Origin of the sequence: Duganella sp. sic0402 (assembly GCF_019219065.1) — a bacterium.
Classification (GTDB): Bacteria; Pseudomonadota; Gammaproteobacteria; order Burkholderiales; family Burkholderiaceae_D; genus Rugamonas.
In genome coordinates this window covers 1-15,280 of record NZ_JAHUWK010000006.1, presented here as the reverse complement: position 1 = coordinate 15,280, position 15,280 = coordinate 1, and the positions used below count along the sequence as shown (strand labels likewise).

13 protein-coding genes are annotated in these 15,280 nt (G+C 63.6%); 5 read left to right on the top strand and 8 right to left on the bottom strand.

Translation table 11 applies throughout. The features are described from left to right. Positions 1–5: 5 nt before the first annotated feature. The 7 genes from KW842_RS15710 to KW842_RS15680 all read right to left on the bottom strand — a co-directional run bounded on the left by KW842_RS15710 (position 6) and on the right by KW842_RS15680 (position 8,862). Entirely contained in the window at positions 6–1,364 is a 1,359-nt protein-coding gene (locus KW842_RS15710) for a HAMP domain-containing sensor histidine kinase (protein ID WP_229223747.1), read from the bottom strand. Then, a complete protein-coding gene (locus tag KW842_RS15705; RefSeq protein WP_218305055.1) occupies positions 1,364–2,065 on the bottom strand; it encodes a response regulator transcription factor in 702 nt (233 codons plus the stop codon). The genes KW842_RS15710 and KW842_RS15705 overlap by 1 nt, the downstream gene beginning before the upstream one ends. 48 nt (positions 2,066–2,113) lie before the next feature. Continuing rightward, positions 2,114–3,229: a glycosyltransferase family 4 protein gene (locus KW842_RS15700; RefSeq protein WP_218305054.1), complete on the bottom strand. Its 1,116-nt coding sequence runs from the start codon at positions 3,227–3,229 to the stop codon at positions 2,114–2,116. A gap of 5 nt (positions 3,230–3,234) precedes the next feature. Then, complete coding sequence (locus tag KW842_RS15695; RefSeq protein WP_218305053.1) at positions 3,235–4,410, bottom strand: glycosyltransferase family 1 protein; 1,176 nt, start codon at positions 4,408–4,410, stop codon at positions 3,235–3,237. After that, positions 4,407–5,312, bottom strand: a complete 906-nt coding sequence (locus KW842_RS15690) for a GDP-mannose 4,6-dehydratase (RefSeq protein ID WP_218305052.1) — start codon at positions 5,310–5,312, stop codon at positions 4,407–4,409. Before KW842_RS15690 ends, KW842_RS15695 begins: the two co-directional genes overlap by 4 nt. Positions 5,313–5,326: 14 nt before the next feature. Next, positions 5,327–6,370: a GDP-mannose 4,6-dehydratase gene (gene gmd, locus KW842_RS15685; RefSeq protein WP_218305051.1), complete on the bottom strand. Its 1,044-nt coding sequence runs from the start codon at positions 6,368–6,370 to the stop codon at positions 5,327–5,329. 173 nt (positions 6,371–6,543) lie between these two features. After that, positions 6,544–8,862 carry an NADP-dependent malic enzyme gene (locus KW842_RS15680; RefSeq protein ID WP_218305050.1) on the bottom strand — a complete coding sequence of 773 codons (2,319 nt, stop codon included), beginning with the start codon at positions 8,860–8,862 and terminating at the stop codon, positions 6,544–6,546. Positions 8,863–9,172: 310 nt separating this feature from the next. Here KW842_RS15680 and KW842_RS15675 point away from each other — a divergent pair, with 310 nt between their 5' ends. Together KW842_RS15675 and thiL are read left to right on the top strand one after the other, a co-directional pair. Beyond that, positions 9,173–9,571: a hypothetical protein gene (locus tag KW842_RS15675; RefSeq protein WP_218305049.1), complete on the top strand. Its 399-nt coding sequence runs from the start codon at positions 9,173–9,175 to the stop codon at positions 9,569–9,571. A gap of 18 nt (positions 9,572–9,589) precedes the next feature. Then, a complete protein-coding gene (gene thiL, locus KW842_RS15670; protein ID WP_218305048.1) occupies positions 9,590–10,564 on the top strand; it encodes a thiamine-phosphate kinase in 975 nt (324 codons plus the stop codon). On the opposite strand, the gene KW842_RS15665 is transcribed toward thiL, so the two are convergent. Next, positions 10,549–13,167: an EAL domain-containing protein gene (locus tag KW842_RS15665; protein ID WP_218305047.1), complete on the bottom strand. Its 2,619-nt coding sequence runs from the start codon at positions 13,165–13,167 to the stop codon at positions 10,549–10,551. The two genes, thiL and KW842_RS15665, sit on opposite strands and share 16 nt — an antisense overlap. Positions 13,168–13,349: 182 nt before the next feature. Here KW842_RS15665 and KW842_RS15660 point away from each other — a divergent pair, with 182 nt between their 5' ends. From KW842_RS15660 to KW842_RS15650, 3 genes are all read left to right on the top strand, one after another. After that, a complete protein-coding gene (locus tag KW842_RS15660; protein WP_218305046.1) occupies positions 13,350–13,838 on the top strand; it encodes a CinA family protein in 489 nt (162 codons plus the stop codon). A gap of 62 nt (positions 13,839–13,900) precedes the next feature. Next, the gene (locus tag KW842_RS15655) at positions 13,901–14,641 is read left to right on the top strand and encodes a hypothetical protein (RefSeq protein WP_218305045.1); all 741 of its coding nucleotides are present in this window, start codon (positions 13,901–13,903) and stop codon (positions 14,639–14,641) included. 6 nt (positions 14,642–14,647) lie between these two features. Beyond that, on the top strand, positions 14,648–15,151 hold the full coding sequence (locus tag KW842_RS15650; RefSeq protein ID WP_218305044.1) for a hypothetical protein: 504 nt from the start codon (positions 14,648–14,650) through the stop codon (positions 15,149–15,151). Positions 15,152–15,280: the final 129 nt, after the last annotated feature.

The following is a 15,280-nucleotide window of genomic DNA, read 5'->3' as shown; positions in this document are numbered from 1 at the left end:
GTTGGTTAGCTAGCCGGCGCCAGGGGCAGCACGATGCGGGCGATCAGCCCCGGTGCGCCGTCTTCCAGCACCAGCTTGCCGTCATGCGATTTGGCGGTGGCGCTGACGATGGACAGGCCCAGGCCATTGCCCGGCAGGTGGCGGCTCTGGTCGACGCGATAGAAGCGCTGCGTCACCTTGCCGCGTTCGTCGTCGGGGATGCCAGGGCCGTTGTCGTGCACCGAGATCGCGGCTTCGCCGTGATACAGGCCGGCGCGCACATGGATGGTCGAGCCAGGGCCGGCGTACTTGATGGCGTTGTCGATCAGGCTGGCGATGGCGCTGGCCAGCAGGTTGCGGTCGCCCTCCACGTTCAGCGAAGCCGGCGCGTCCACCGTCAGCTTGATCTCGCTATCTTCAGCAATCGCCTCGTACATTTCACCGATATCGGCCACCACGCGGCCCAGATCGAGCCGCTCGAACAGGCGCGCGCGCACGCCGGCTTCCGCCTCGGCGATTTGCAGCAGGCGCTCGAACAGCCGTATCAGGTCGTCGATATCGTCAATGGCGTCGTGCGCGGCGGTGGATAGCCGGGGCACCGACGCCTCGTGGCGCAGCGCGTCGTCCAGCCGCCCGCGAATGCGGCTCAGCGGCGTGCGCAGGTCATGGGCAATGGCGTTGGAGACATTGCGCACGCCATCCATCAGCAGCTCGATGCGGTCCAGCATGCGGTTGATGTCGCGGTTCAGCAGCGCGAATTCATCATTGCCGGTGACCGGGATGCGCGGACTCAGGTCGCCTGCCTCGATCTGCGCCGCCGTGCGGCGGATTTCGCCCAACCGCGCCTCGATGCTGCGGCGGAACAGCATGGCGCCGGCAATGGTCAGCATCAGCGACACGCAGGCGCCGGCCAGCAGCGCGCGCCAGATCACTTCGCGCACCGCCTCTTCTTCGCTCAGGTCGCGCCCGACAATCAGCACGCCGCCCAGCACCAAAGGCCGCAGGTACAGGCGCGCCGGCGCGATGCGGCCGTTGCGCAGTACATCCGAGGTCACCATATCGGGCGCCTCATCGAGGCTGGGCCATGACGAGAGGTTGCCCGCGATCGGCTCGCCGTCGCTATCAACGATCTGGAAAATTTCGCGGTCGTTGTCGATGCCGTCGCTCAGCAGGCGCTTGACTTCCGCCTTCAGCGCCACCTGGCCGCCATCGGCCACATTGTCCAGCAGGTGCTCGGTCTGTTCAGTGATCTTGCCGTCGATGTTCTGGTCGATCACGCCGATGGTGCCGCTGTAGAACACCACCGACACCGCGACGATGGAGGCGATGCCCAGCAGGCCATAGCCAAGCACCAGCTTGGCGACAATCGAGCCGCGCAGCTTCATCACCCCTGCTCCGCCTCATCCGGCGGGGTCACGCCCATGCGGTAGCCAACGCCGCGCAGCGTGTGGATCAGCATCACCGGGAAGTCCTTGTCGACCTTGGCGCGCAGCCGCGAGATCTGCACGTCGATCACATTGGTCTGCGGGTCAAAGTGATAGTCCCACACCGATTCCAGCAGCATGGTGCGGGTCACCACCTGGTTCTCGTTGCGCATCAGGTATTCGAGCAAGCGGTATTCGCGCGGCTGCAAGGTGATCACCTTGTTGCCGCGCGTGACGCGCAGCGTGCGCAGGTCCAGCCGCAGGTCGGCCACTTGCAATTGCGTACTGTCGGCGCCCGGCGCACTGCGGCGCAGCAGCGCTTCCACCCGCGCCAGCAGCTCGGAGAAGGCAAATGGCTTGGACAGGTAATCGTCGGCGCCGCCGCGCAGGCCGGTGACGCGGGCGTCGATGGTGGTCAGCGCGCTGACGATGATGACTGGCGTCTGCTTGCCCAGCGCGCGCAGCTTGTCGACGATGGACAGGCCGTCGATGCGGCCGGGCAGCATGCGGTCGAGGATGATGATGTCCCATTCCTCGCTGCTGGCGTAGTCCAGGCCATCCGGGCCGGTGGCGGCGGCGGTGACCATATAGCCCGCCTCGCGCAGGCCCTTGCAGATATAGTTGGAGGTTTCGGCTTCGTCTTCGATCACCAGGCAGCGCACGCGAGTCTCCAGAATTCAGTGGTAAGCGCGTATTCTACCTTGCGCGCCTTAGCTTGGCTTGGCGGCCAGTTCGCGGTACAGGTCCAGGTAGTTTTCGGCCATCTTCTCGGCGGTGAACAGTTCCCAGTAGCGCGCTTCGGCGCGGCGGCCCATCCCGGCCGCCAGCGCCGGGTTTTCCCACAGCTTGCGCATCGCTGCGCCCAGCGCCGCCGGATCGTCCGGCGGCACCACCAGGCCGGTGTCGTTGTCGATGTTGATGTAGGTGGTGCCGGTGCCGATCTCGCTGGAGATCATCGGCTTGCCGAACATCGCGCCTTCCAGCAGCGAGATGCCGAACGACTCCGAGCGCAGGTGCGACGGGAACACCATCGCGTAGCTCAGCTCCAGCAGGGCCGCCTTGTCTTCCTCGTCCACCGCACCGATGAACTGCACATGGGTCAGGCCCAGGCGCTGCGCATGCGCTTTCAATTCCTTTTCGATCGGGCCGGCGCCGGCGATCACCACCGGGTAATCGATATGGGCCATCGCGTCCAGCAGGATGTGCAGGCCCTTGTAATAGCGCAGCACGCCGACGAACAGGAAGAAGCGCTCGCCGCACTGGGCGCGCCATTTGTCCTTGGCCTGCTGCGACGGCTGGCGGTAGATCGCCTTGTCCAGGCCATAGGTGATGATGCGGGTCTTGTCCGCAAAGCGCTTCAGCACCGGCGATGAGGCCATGTAGTTGGGCGAACTGGCGACCACCGTGTCCACGCTGCCGAGGAAGCGGTGCTGCAACGGACTATACAGGCGCAGCAGATTTTTCTGGCGCACGATGTCCGAGTGATAGGTCACCACGCTGGGCTTGTCGATGCGCGCCGCGAAGTGCGCGATGTCCATGAACGGCCACGGGAAGTGGTAATGGATCACGTCCGCATCCTGCGCCAGCTGCGCCAGCTTGCGGATGGCGGAAAACGAGAAGCCGGTCGAAGCGACTTCAAAATCCAGCTTGGCGCGATGCACGGTGTGGCCATCGACTTCGATGACGGACGGGCCGTTGCGGCTCAGTGTCAGCAATTCATTGGTCACGCCCAGGCGTCCGGTGCCCACGCACAGCTGGCGTATCACTTGCTCGATACCGCCCCAGTTGTCCGGGTAATAAGTCTTGGAAAAATGCAGGACGCGCATGGTATTCAGTGTGACAAAACTTGATGATAGACGGCGACGGTGCGGCGCGCCGCTGCATCCCAGGTCAGCTCCAGCGCGCGGCGCTGGCCGGCCGCGATGCAGCGCGCGCGCACTGTGTCGTCGCGCGCCAGCGTGGTCATGGCGGCGGTGATGTCGCCGACCGACAGCGGATCGAACTCCAGCGCCGCGCCGTTCGCCACTTCCGGCAGCGAGGTGGTGTTGGAGCAGGCCACCGGCACACCGGCGGCAAAGGCTTCCACCAGCGGCAGGCCGAAGCCTTCGTGCAGCGACGGGAAGATGAAGGCGCCGGCGCCGGCGTAGAGATGCCGCAGGTGGCGGTCGTCGGTCAGCTGGTCCAGCCACACCACGTTCTCGCCGCGCTGCTGCGCATCCTTGATGCGCTTGACCAGTTCCTCGCTGCGCCAGCCCGGCTGGCCGACAATCACCAGCTGGCGCGCCGAACGCAGCACCGGCGGCAGCGACAAGTAGGCTTCCAGCAGGCGCTCGACGTTCTTGCGCGGCTGCAGCGTGCCGACGAACAGGAAATAGCCTTCGCGCAGGCCGTGCAGGCCCAGCGTGACATCGCGCTCGTCGCCTGGCGGCGGTTCGAACCAGTGCGCGGCCACGCCGTGGTGCACCACGCTGATCTTGTTTTCATCGACGCCGAAATGCTCGACCAGTTCGCGGATCGAATAATGCGATCCAGTGATGACATGCTGCGCCTTGCGTGCCGCCCTGGCCTGCAGCCAGTTCTTCAGCTTGCGCAATTTCGGGCTGGCCCACTGCGGATGCGAAATCGGCAGCGCGTCGTGCAGCGTGGCCACCACCGGGCAGTCCATGCGCACGATGCGGTAATCGGTGGCGTGGAACAGGTCCAGCGGCGCCGTGCCGCGCGTATCTTTCGCCAGTACGGCCTGGGTGCTCAGGTGTACCGATGACGGCAGTACCATATCCCCAAGCGTGGCCAGCGGAAACGACAGCGGCAGCGCGCGGCCCAGCTGCACCTTGCGCGCATCGCCATGCGGCGCAAACGACAGCGGCAGCACTTCGACGCCGGCGCCCGGCAGATGCTCCAGCAGCGCGCGGCTGTACACGCCCAAGCCATCCAGGCGGCCGCCGGTCAGCAGCGGCTCGGCCGTCGTCACCGACAGGCCGACACGCAAGGCAGTCTGTGTGTTCAAGCCGCGTACATCCAGCGCAGCGTGTCGGCCAGCGGCACGGTATCCAGCGGGCCGGTGGCAACGGCCAGACGGCGGTTGTCGCCCACCAGGCGCACCACTTCATTGGCCCGCACAAAGGCCGGATTGACGTGGACGTTGATCTTGTAGCCGGCGATATCGGCCATCATGTCCAGCGCCTCGCCCAGCGAGTAGGCGTGGCCGGAGCAGATATTGAAGGTGCCGCCCACAGCGGCAGGTGCGGCCAGCAGCTTGCGGTAGCTTTGCGCGACCATGCGCACATCGGAAAAATCGCGCCACACATGCAGGTTGCCCAGCTCGATGTCGGCCGCCTTGCGGCGGAAGTGCGTGACGATTTTCGGCAGCAGGAAGTTGTCCGCCTGGCCAACGCCGGTGTAGTTGAAAGGACGGACGAAGATCAACGGCAGCTTGTCCTGCCACAGCCGCGCCATGTATTCCATGGCCAGCTTGCTGACCGCATAGTCGTTGGCCGGCGCCGCCGGCACGTCTTCGTGGATCACGCCGACGTCGGTATTGCCATAGATATTGGCGCTGGACGCCAGCAGCACCGCCGACGGTTTCTTCTCCGACGACGCCAGCGCTTCGAGCAGGTTGCGCGTGCCGACCACGTTGACGCGGTAGATCTGTTCCACGTCGCCGTGCGCCACGAAGGCAATCGCCGCCAGGTGCGCCACCACATCCGGCTGCACCTGCCGGATCACCTCGGCCAGGCCGGCGCGGTCCAGCAGATCAACCGCGAACTCGCCCTCGCCCGGCGCGTGGCCGGGGGTGATGGTGCCGAAGACCTGGTAGCCGGCCGCGCGCAATTCCTGCGCGGCGTAGTGGCCGGTGAAGCCGGACAAACCGGTAATCAGGGCGCGTTTGCCCGCACCTTCAGCAGCCATGGGGCCTCCTTGAATTAGAACGAGAAGCCGGCCTTGTTGCGGCGCAGGTCAGCTTCCACCATCATCTGGCACAGCTGTTCCAGCGTGGTCGATGGTTTCCAGCCCAGTTCCCTGGTGGCCTTGGCCGGATCGCCGATCAGCAGTTCCACTTCCGCAGGACGGTAGAACTTTGGATTGACGCGCACCAGCACCTTGCCGGTTTGCTTGCAGGTGCCGATTTCATTGTCGGCCGAGCCGCTCCACTCCAGCGCCACATCGACTGCCTTGAAGGCCATCGACACGAAGTCGCGCACGGTTTCAGTACGGTTGGTGGCCAGCACATAGGTGTCAGGCTGGTCGGCCTGGAGGATGCGCCACATGCCTTCCACGTATTCCTTGGCAAAGCCCCAGTCGCGCTTGGCGTCCAGGTTGCCCAGTTCCAGCACGTCCAGCTTGCCCAGGTGGATCTTGGCCACCGAGTCGGTGATCTTGCGGGTGACGAACTCACGGCCGCGCAGCGGCGACTCGTGGTTGAACAGGATGCCGGACGAGCCGAAGATGCCATACGACTCGCGGTAATTCACGGTCATCCAGTGTGCGTACAGCTTAGCCACGCCATAGGGGCTGCGCGGATAGAAAGGGGTATCTTCTTTTTGCGGCACGGCTTGCACCTTGCCGAACATTTCCGAGGTCGACGCCTGATAGAAGCGGATCTTCGGATTGACGATGCGGATGGCTTCCAGCAGATTGACCGGACCGATGCCGGTGATTTCCGCCGTGGTGACCGGCTGCTCGAACGACACGCCGACAAAGCTTTGCGCGGCCAGGTTGTACACCTCGTCCGGCTCGGCAGTCTGGATCAGGCGGATGCTGGAACTCAGGTCGGTCAGGTCGTATTCAACCAGCTTCAGATTCGGGTGCGATTGGATGCCCAGCTCTTCGATGCGCCAGAAGTTGACGGAGCTGGTGCGGCGGTAGGTGCCGGTGACTTCATAACCTTTTTCCAGCAGCAGTTCAGCCAGATAAGCGCCGTCTTGACCAGTAATGCCCGTGACCAGGGCTTTTTTTGTTTTCTGCATGGGTGAATGCCAATCCAAATCGTGGGTAATCTTAGTAGCCCGATATTGTAACAGAGCGCTACATGAGCATTTCTAACGAAAACCCTCGTTTTACATCACTTACATCTTGTTACAGGAGAAATAAAAAAACCGGTCACCCACCATGAGCGGGCGACCGGCTTTGTTGTTTCCGCTTATACCTTGCGCTGGGCGACCGCATCCACCACGCACAGCGCGGTCATGTTGACGATACGGCGCACGGTGGCCGACGGAGTCAGGATATGCACCGGCTTGGCGCAGCCCAGCAGGATAGGACCGACCGCGATGCCGTTGCCGGACGAGGTTTTCACCAGGTTGTAGGCGATATTGGCCGATTCGATATTCGGCATCACCAGCAGGTTGGCGTCGCCGGTCAGGGTCGAGTTCGGCATGATCTGGTTGCGCAGCTTGGAATCCAGCGCGGCATCGCCGTGCATTTCGCCGTCCACTTCCAGCGATGGATCGCGCTGCTTGACCAGTTCCAGCGCAGCGCGCATCTTGCGGGCCGAAGCGCTGTCGGACGAGCCAAAGTTGGAGTGCGACAGCAGCGCGGCACGCGGCGACAGGCCGAAGCGGCGCATCTCGTCGGCAGCCATAACGGTGATCGCAGCCAGCTCGTTGGCGTCCGGATCTTCGTTGACGTGGGTGTCGACCATCACCAGCTGGCGCTGCGGCAGCACCAGCACATTCATGGCGGCGTACACGCAAGCGCCTTCGCGGCGGCCCAGCACCTGGTCGATATAGTGCAGGTGCAGCTGGGTGGTGCCGAAAGTGCCGCAGATCATGCCGTCGGCGTCGCCCTTCTTGATCATCATGGCGCCGATCAGCGAGTGGCGGCGGCGCATTTCCAGCTTGGCGTACTCCTGGGTCACGCCCTTGCGCGCGGTCAGCTCGTAATAGGTGGTCCAGTAGTCGCGATAGCGGTCATCGTGGTCCGGGTTGATGACGTCGAAATCCACGCCCAGCTTCAGGCGCAGGCCGAACTTGGCGATACGGGTTTCCAGCACGGCCGGACGGCCCACCAGAATCGGACGCGCCAGCTTCTCATCGACCACCACCTGCACCGCACGCAGCACGCGCTCTTCTTCGCCTTCGGCGTAGACAATGCGCTTGACGTCCAGCGGCGCCTTCTTGGCCACCGCGAACAGCGGCTTCATGAAGGTGCCCGAGCGGTAGACGAACTGCTGCAGGCTTTCTTCGTAGGCTTGCAGATCTTTGATTGGACGGGTGGCGACACCGGAATCCTCGGCGGCCTTGGCCACCGCCGGTGCGATCTTGGTCAGCAGGCGCGGATCGAATGGCATCGGAATCAGGTATTCAGGGCCGAACGACAGATTGGTGAAGCCGTAGGTGGTGGCAACGATGTCCGACTGCTCGGCGTGCGCCAGCTCGGCAATCGCGTGCACCACGGCGATTTCCATTTCGCGGGTGATGGTGGTGGCGCCGCAATCCAGCGCACCCCGGAAGATGTACGGGAAGCACAGCACGTTGTTGACCTGGTTCGGATAGTCCGAACGGCCAGTGCAGATCACCGCGTCGCCGCGCACCGCCTTGACGTCTTCCGGCAGGATTTCCGGATTCGGATTGGCCAGCGCCAGGATCAGCGGGTTCGGCGCCATGGCCTTGACCATGTCCTGCTTCAGCACGCCGCCGGCCGATACGCCCAGGAAGATATCCGCATCCGGAATAACTTCCGCCAGCGTGCGGGCGTCGGTTTCACGGGCGAAGCGTTCCTTGTCCGGGTCCATCAGCTCGGTGCGGCCCTTGTAGACCACGCCTGCCAGGTCGGTCACGTAGATATTTTCCAGCGGGAAGCCGAGGTCGACGATCAGGTCCAGGCAGGCCAGCGCAGCAGCGCCAGCGCCGGACACCACCAGCTTACATTTTTTGATGTCTTTGCCAACCAGCGAAATGCCGTTCAGGATGGCCGCGCCGACGATGATGGCGGTGCCGTGCTGGTCGTCGTGGAACACTGGAATCTGCATGCGCTCGCGCAGCTTGCGCTCGATGGTGAAGCATTCCGGCGCCTTGATGTCTTCCAGGTTGATGCCGCCGAAGGTCGGTTCCAGCGCGGCGATGACTTCCACCAGCTTGTCCGGATCTTGCTCGTTGATTTCGATGTCGAACACATCGATGCCGGCGAATTTCTTGAACAGCACGCCCTTGCCTTCCATCACAGGCTTGGCGGCCAGCGGACCGATATTGCCCAGGCCCAGCACGGCGGTGCCGTTGGTGATGACGGCGACCAGATTGCCGCGAGCGGTGTATTTATAGGCGTTAGCCGGATCGATGACGATCTCTTCGCAAGGCGCAGCTACGCCAGGGGAGTAGGCCAGCGCCAGGTCGCGCTGGTTGGTCAGTTGCTTGGTCGGGGTTACGCTGATTTTGCCTGGTGTCGGAAACTCGTGGTATTCCAGCGCAGATGCGCGCAGTTGTTGACGAATTGCTTCTTTTTTCTCAGGTGACGAATCCATGCTGTACTGCCTTCCCATATTGTGCGATCGAAGGCCTATGATTTTATCAGACCAGCCCCTGTGCATAACTAGGTATTTTCACGCACAGCAAGAAGGGTTATCAGCATTTTTTATGAACAAGGCGTGGGTTAGCCGAATTTTTACGCTAATAAACCCCAGATAGGGACAATATAATCAATTTTTGAAAATGATTATGAATAACTATCAATCCATCGGATCCAATTGAAATTACTGATATTTCACCATGCGAACCGTATCGGTTCGCAATTCAGCTAAGCTGAAGCCTGCTGTCGTCGATCAGGAGAATGCCATGTCCGCCTTGGTAGTTTGCCAACATCTTCCCGAACCGGCCGGCGCCTCGCCACAGGGCGCGGCCTGGCAGCAATTGCTGCACTGGCACGCGAGCGGCCAGCAATTGGCGTTTGTCTACAGCCGCTCGCTTGGCGGCCTGATCCATACCGGCCAGGGCCGGCTCGACCAGCTGACCCTGGACGCCACCACCATCGAGGCCGGCAACAGCAAGCTCTACATCGTGCTGGCCGGCGCCTCTTACGAAGCCGGGCCGCAGCTGTTCTTCACGCCGAATCTGCTGAGCCGCTTCCACGTCAACGGCGTAGCAGTGCGGCTGGCCAACCATGACTGGCTCTTTCTGTCGGACGAATCGCTGCCGGCGATCGGCATGGAAAGTCTGCAAAAAAGGATAGCTTAGCGGCGGTACAATACCGCCATGCTCTCCGAATTCGACCTCATCAAGGAATACTTCCAGCGTCCCCACCATGCCGCGCGCGCTGCGCTGGGCATCGGCGACGATTGCGCACTGATCGCGCCCACGCCCGGCATGCAGACCGCCATCTCGTCCGACATGCTGGTCGAGGGCCGCCACTTCTTCGCCGGTGAAGATCCGGTCCGGCTAGGCCACAAGGCGCTGGCAGTCAATCTGTCCGACCTGGCGGCGATGGGCGCGCGCCCGGTCGGCTTCACGCTGGCGCTGGCGCTGCCGGAAGCCAACCGCACCTGGCTGCAAGGTTTTTCGCAAGGCCTGTTCGCGCTGGCCGACGCTTTCAACATCGAGCTGATCGGCGGCGACACCACCAAGGGACCGCTGAATATCTGCATCACCGTATTTGGCGAGCTGCGTCCCGGCCAGGCGCTGCGCCGCGCCGCCGCCAAGCCAGGCGACGACATCTGGATTTCCGGCACGCTGGGCGACGCGCGCCTGGCGCTGGCCGGCTACCGGCTGGAACTGCCGTGCCAGCTGGACGCCGCCAGCCAGCGCGCGGCCGCCGTGCGCATGCATACGCCGGTGCCGCGCGTCGAACTGGGCGTGCTGCTGGCCGAGCAAGGCATCGCGCATGCGGCGATTGATATTTCTGACGGCCTGATCGGCGACCTCGGCCACATCCTCAAACTGTCGCAAGTGGGCGCCACGCTGGATGTCGATGCGCTGCCGGCCGGCGACATCCTGGCCACGCAGGACACGGCGCTACGCCGCGCCTACAGCGCTGCCGGCGGCGATGACTATGAACTGTGCTTCACCGCGCCGGCCTCGGCACGCGCGGCGGTGCTCGCGGCGGCCGGCAGTGTCGCCACGCCGGTAACGCGGGTAGGCAGCATCGACGCCGATGCCGGCCTGCGGCTGGTGGACGCCAGCGGCAAGCCGCTCGACCTGCAACTCAGCGGCTTCGATCACTTCGCCGGCTGAAGCACCGACGGCAGCGCGGTCGCATCCTCACCGGGCTGCCCCACCCGCTTGCCGCTGCCATGCATCAGCCAGTAGTGGTGGAAGGCCAGGCGGATATTGTCGCGCAGCTGGGTGTCGTCCCACGGCTTGGTGTAGAAGCGGTAGATGGCGCCGCGGTTGATCGAATCGAGCACCGCCTCCAGCCCGGTGTAGCCGGACAGGATGATGCGTATGGTGTCCGGATACATTTCCTTGACCTTGCTGAGAAATTCGGTGCCGCTCATGGCCGGCATGCGCTGGTCGCAGACAATCACCTGCACCGCATGCAGCGCCAGCAACTCGAATGCCTCGGTCGGTGAGGCGGCGGTCAGGATCTGGTAGCCGTCGCGGCGGAACAGCCGGTGCAGCGAAGCCAATACATTCACATCATCATCGACAATCAGCAAAGTCTGCGCCGGCTGCTTGGCCGTGCCCGGCGCTGGCGGCAGGCTGCGGCCAGACCGTACCAGCTCGCCCAGCGCATCCGGCGCCAGCGGCTTGCTGAAGAAATAGCCCTGGATCTCGTCACAGCGGCTGCGCCGCAGGTATTCCAGCTGCGCCCGCGTCTCCACGCCTTCGGCGATCACTTGCAGCTTAAGGCTGTGCGCCATGCTGATGATGGCCAGCGCAATCGCCGCGTCGTTCGGATTGGTGGTGATGTCGCGCACGAAGGCGATGTCGATCTTCAGCTTGTCGATCGGGAAGCGCTGCAGATAGGACAGCGAGGAATAGCCGGTGCCGAAGTCGTCGATGGCCACCTTGATGCCGATCGCCTTCAGATTTTTCAGCACGGTGATGGTGCGCTCGGCATTGACCATCAGCGCGGTTTCGGTCAGCTCCAGCTCCAGCAGTTCGGGCGGCGTCTTGTTGCGCTGCAAAGCCTCGCGCACCACGCCTTCCAGGTCGCCTTCGACAAACTGGCGGCTGGCGACATTGACCGCCACCCGCACCGGGCCAGTGCCGTCATTGAGCCAGGTGACAATCTGCTTGCACGCCGCGTCGATGATCCACGCGCCGACCCGCACCACCAAGCCGGTATCTTCCAGCACCGGCACAAACTCGGCCGGATACACCATGCCGACGCCGGGCCGCTGCCAGCGCAGCAGCGATTCCACGCCGGCAAAGCCGCCGGTATGCAGATTCACCTTGGGCTGGAAATGCAGCAGCAGCTCGTTGCTATCGAAGGCGCGGCGCAGCGCCAGTTCCATGTCCAGCCGCGCCAGCACCTGCACATTCATGCCGGCGGTGAAGAAGCGGTAGCCGTCGCGGCCGGCCTGCTTGGCGCGCTCCATGGCGGTATCGGCGTACTTGACCAGCGTCTGCGGATCGGTGGCGTCGTCCGGATAGACCGAGATGCCGATGCTGGCGCTGAGCACGGCCTGGTGGCCATCCAGCTCGAACGGCTGGCGCAGCGCTTCGCGCACCTCGTTGGCGGCGTGCACCGCGTCCTGCTGGTCGCGGCTCATGGTCAGCACCATCGCGAATTCGTCGCCGCCGACGCGGCCTACCGTATCGCGGATGCGCGCGGTCTGCACCAGCCGGTTGCTGAACTGGCGCAGCAGGTCGTCGCCAAGCAGCGTGCCGAGCGAATCGTTGATGTTCTTGAAGCGGTCCAGGCCGATCATCAGCACCACGATGCGCCACGACTTGTCTTGCGCGACCGCAATGGCGTCGGCGACGATCTTGAAGAACAGCGTGCGGTTCGGCAGGCCGGTCAGGCTGTCGTAATGGGCCATGTGCTGCAGCAGTTCTTCGGCCTGGCGGCGCTCGCTGATATCGCGCGCCACGCCCAGCAGCACGGCCGGCTGTCCTGGACGCTGCAGCAGTTGCCAGTACAACTCGACCGGCACGGTGATCAGGTCGCTGCGCATCAGTTCCAGTTCGTTCAATTCCGGCGAGCGTGCGGGGCCAACGGCGGCGGCGTAATCGGCCAGGCGTTCCGCCTGCGCGCGCAGCGCCTCGGGATTGCCCAGGCCGAGCCGGCTGGCGGTCTGGCCCAGCATCTCGCCGCGCGGATAAGCCAGCATGCGGCAGGCGCCTTCGTTGGCATCGACCAGCTCGGCGGTCGCGGCATCGAGCAGGAAGATGGCGTCGGCGGTGGCGTCCATGGCGCTGCGGAAGCGCTGCAGCTCGGCGGTCCGCTCGCGCACCGTCTGCTCCAGCCGCTGGTTATAGCTGCGCTCGCGGTTGTGCAGCATGCGCATCTCCAGCATATTACGGATGCGCATCAGGGTCTCTATCGGATCGAAAGGCTTGCTGATGAAATCGCGCGCGCCGCACTCGAAGGCGCGCATCTTGTGGTCAGGCTGGGCGGTGACCACCAGCACCGGCAGCCAGCCGTCGGGCTCCAGCGGTTTCAGCGCTTCCATCACATCGAAGCCGCTCATGCCGGGCATTTGCAGATCGAGGATGATCAGGTCATAGCGGTGTTCAGCGTGCCAGGCGGCCACCACGCGCGGGTCGGTGGTGGAGGTGACGTCCTTCTGGCCGGTGGAAGTCAGCAGATACTCCAGCAGTTCGACGTTGACCGGCTGATCGTCGACGATCAGGATGCGAGCGTACTGAATGTCGGTCTGGCTGATCATTGCGCCTCCGGCTGATGGACTCATCAGTAAGCTTAACAGCCTCGACAATTAGTGGCGCACGGATGCGTAATTATTTGTAGCGTTACAACTCAGATAGCGCGACACACCACTGGCATCGATTGCGAAGTGCATGGTACAGTGCCAACTAGCCCCTTAGCCACACATCCCGAGAAGGAGAAGCCATGAGCAACAGCGACACCATCCTCGATCTCGCCGCCCAGGTCGGCAAGGCACTGCAAGAGAAAGGGCTGATCCTGGCCACTGCGGAATCCTGCACTGGCGGCGGCGTGGCCCAGGCCATCACCGAAATCGCCGGCTCGACTGCCTGGTTCGACTGCGGCTTCGTCACCTATTCCAATGCCTCCAAAACCGAAATGCTGGAAGTGCCGGCCGCGCTGATCGCGCAGATGGGCAGCGTCTCGGAAGAAGTGGCGGGCGCCATGGCCAGCGGCGCGCTGGGCGCCAGCAATGCGCATCTGGCGGTCTCCACCACCGGCATCGCCGGCCCGACCGGCGCGGTGCCGGGCAAGCCGGTCGGCACCGTCTGCTTTGGCTGGGCCAATGCCGACACCGTCCACACCGAACGGCTGGTATTCAGCGGCGACCGCCGTGAAGTACGCGAACAAACCGTGATCCACGCACTGCAAGGGCTGCTCCGCTTCATCAACTAGGTTGCCTTCGAGCCACAAAACAATTACTCTCGACGCATTCAAAATGCGTTTGGGAGTGGTTGATGCAAAACACGGTACATTTTATTCTCCAGGGCAAAGGCGGCATCGGCAAGACGCTGGTCTCGACCATTCTTGCGCAATGGGTGGCGAGCAAGGACGTGGCCGAGGGCCAGCAGCCGCTGCGCTGCTATGACACCGACCAGGAGAATGCGACCTTCTCGCGCTACAAGGCGATGAACGTCAAGCACGTGCCGGTGATGACCGACAGCCGCAACATCGACCCGAAGCGCTTCGACGCGCTGATGATCGACATCCTTGAAGAGGAAGGCAACTGCGTCATCGACAACGGCGCCAACACCTTTTCGCCGCTGATGGGCTACCTGATCGAGAACGACTGCTTCTCGCTGCTGCAGGAGTCGGGACGCAAGGTCTACATCCACACCATTGTTGGCGGCGGCGACACGCTGCACGATACCGCCACTGGTTTCGTCTCGACCGCCAAGGCCACCAAAGTGCCGCTGGTACTGTGGGAAAACGAGCACTTCGGCCTGCTGCAATCGGCGGCCGGCAAACAGTTCATCGAATCGCAGACCTACGCCGACAATGCGCAGCGGGTGGTCGGCCGGGTGGTGCTGTCGGCGCGCAATGCCGACACCTTCGGCGCCGACATCAAGAAAATGAACACCGCGCGCCTGACCGCGGCCGAGGTCAAGGAAAGCGACAAATTCAACGTCATGGAAAAGCAGCGCATCAAAGTGGTGTTCCGCGACCTGTTCGATCAACTCGACAAAGTGAAGTGGTAAGCGGCCATGGATCAGCAAAAGCTGCGCGCCCTGGTATTTGAAAAGACCGGCGTCAAAATCGACGTCGACGACCCGGTATTCGCGCTGGTGGCGCTGAACGAGGCGGTGCTGGAAGAAGCGGTGCAGCGCCACGTCGCGCTGATCGACGCCGCCTCGCAGGAACTGGCACAGCAAGCCCGCCTGGCCGGTGGCCTGCCCCAGGCGCACGACAACCACGTGCACGGCGAACATCCGCCCGGCTATGTCCCCACGCCGGCGGCCGGCGCGGTGCGTCCGATCTCCACCCAGTCGCCGCTGATCACGCCGCGCGAACTGCGGCTGCTGGCGGCAGCCTGCGGCATCGCCATCCTCAGCGCGCTGACCGTGCTGGGCGGCCAGGCCGCCTTCCGCAAGCCCGCCCTGACGCCCGAGCAAGCCCAGAGCCTGCAACGCGCCGAACAGCTGGAAAAATCCCTGCGCACGCTAGACCCCAAACTGCGCGCCCAACTGCCCGCCGAACTCCAAAAGTAAAACCGGGGTCAGATACCGTCTTGAATAGCAAGCCCTTTTGAAAGGTAATTGGCGTCAAAGGGCTTGCCGGTACGAATGACACCATAGATGAGATGCACGAGCTTATGCATCACGGCGCCGATTACGGCT

Bases quoted from the DNA above. Each gene is read 5' to 3' on its own strand.
- KW842_RS15710 (WP_229223747.1), bottom strand. From the start codon at position 1,364: ATGAAGCTGCGCGGCTCGATTGTCGCCAAGCTGGTGCTTGGCTATGGC.
- KW842_RS15700 (WP_218305054.1), bottom strand. From the start codon at position 3,229: ATGCGCGTCCTGCATTTTTCCAAGACTTATTACCCGGACAACTGGGGC.
- KW842_RS15690 (WP_218305052.1), bottom strand. From the start codon at position 5,312: ATGGCTGCTGAAGGTGCGGGCAAACGCGCCCTGATTACCGGTTTGTCC.
- gmd (WP_218305051.1), bottom strand. From the start codon at position 6,370: ATGCAGAAAACAAAAAAAGCCCTGGTCACGGGCATTACTGGTCAAGAC.
- KW842_RS15680 (WP_218305050.1), bottom strand. From the start codon at position 8,862: ATGGATTCGTCACCTGAGAAAAAAGAAGCAATTCGTCAACAACTGCGC.
- KW842_RS15675 (WP_218305049.1), top strand. From the start codon at position 9,173: ATGTCCGCCTTGGTAGTTTGCCAACATCTTCCCGAACCGGCCGGCGCC.
- thiL (WP_218305048.1), top strand. From the start codon at position 9,590: ATGCTCTCCGAATTCGACCTCATCAAGGAATACTTCCAGCGTCCCCAC.
- KW842_RS15665 (WP_218305047.1), bottom strand. From the start codon at position 13,167: ATGATCAGCCAGACCGACATTCAGTACGCTCGCATCCTGATCGTCGAC.
- KW842_RS15660 (WP_218305046.1), top strand. From the start codon at position 13,350: ATGAGCAACAGCGACACCATCCTCGATCTCGCCGCCCAGGTCGGCAAG.
- KW842_RS15655 (WP_218305045.1), top strand. From the start codon at position 13,901: ATGCAAAACACGGTACATTTTATTCTCCAGGGCAAAGGCGGCATCGGC.
- KW842_RS15650 (WP_218305044.1), top strand. From the start codon at position 14,648: ATGGATCAGCAAAAGCTGCGCGCCCTGGTATTTGAAAAGACCGGCGTC.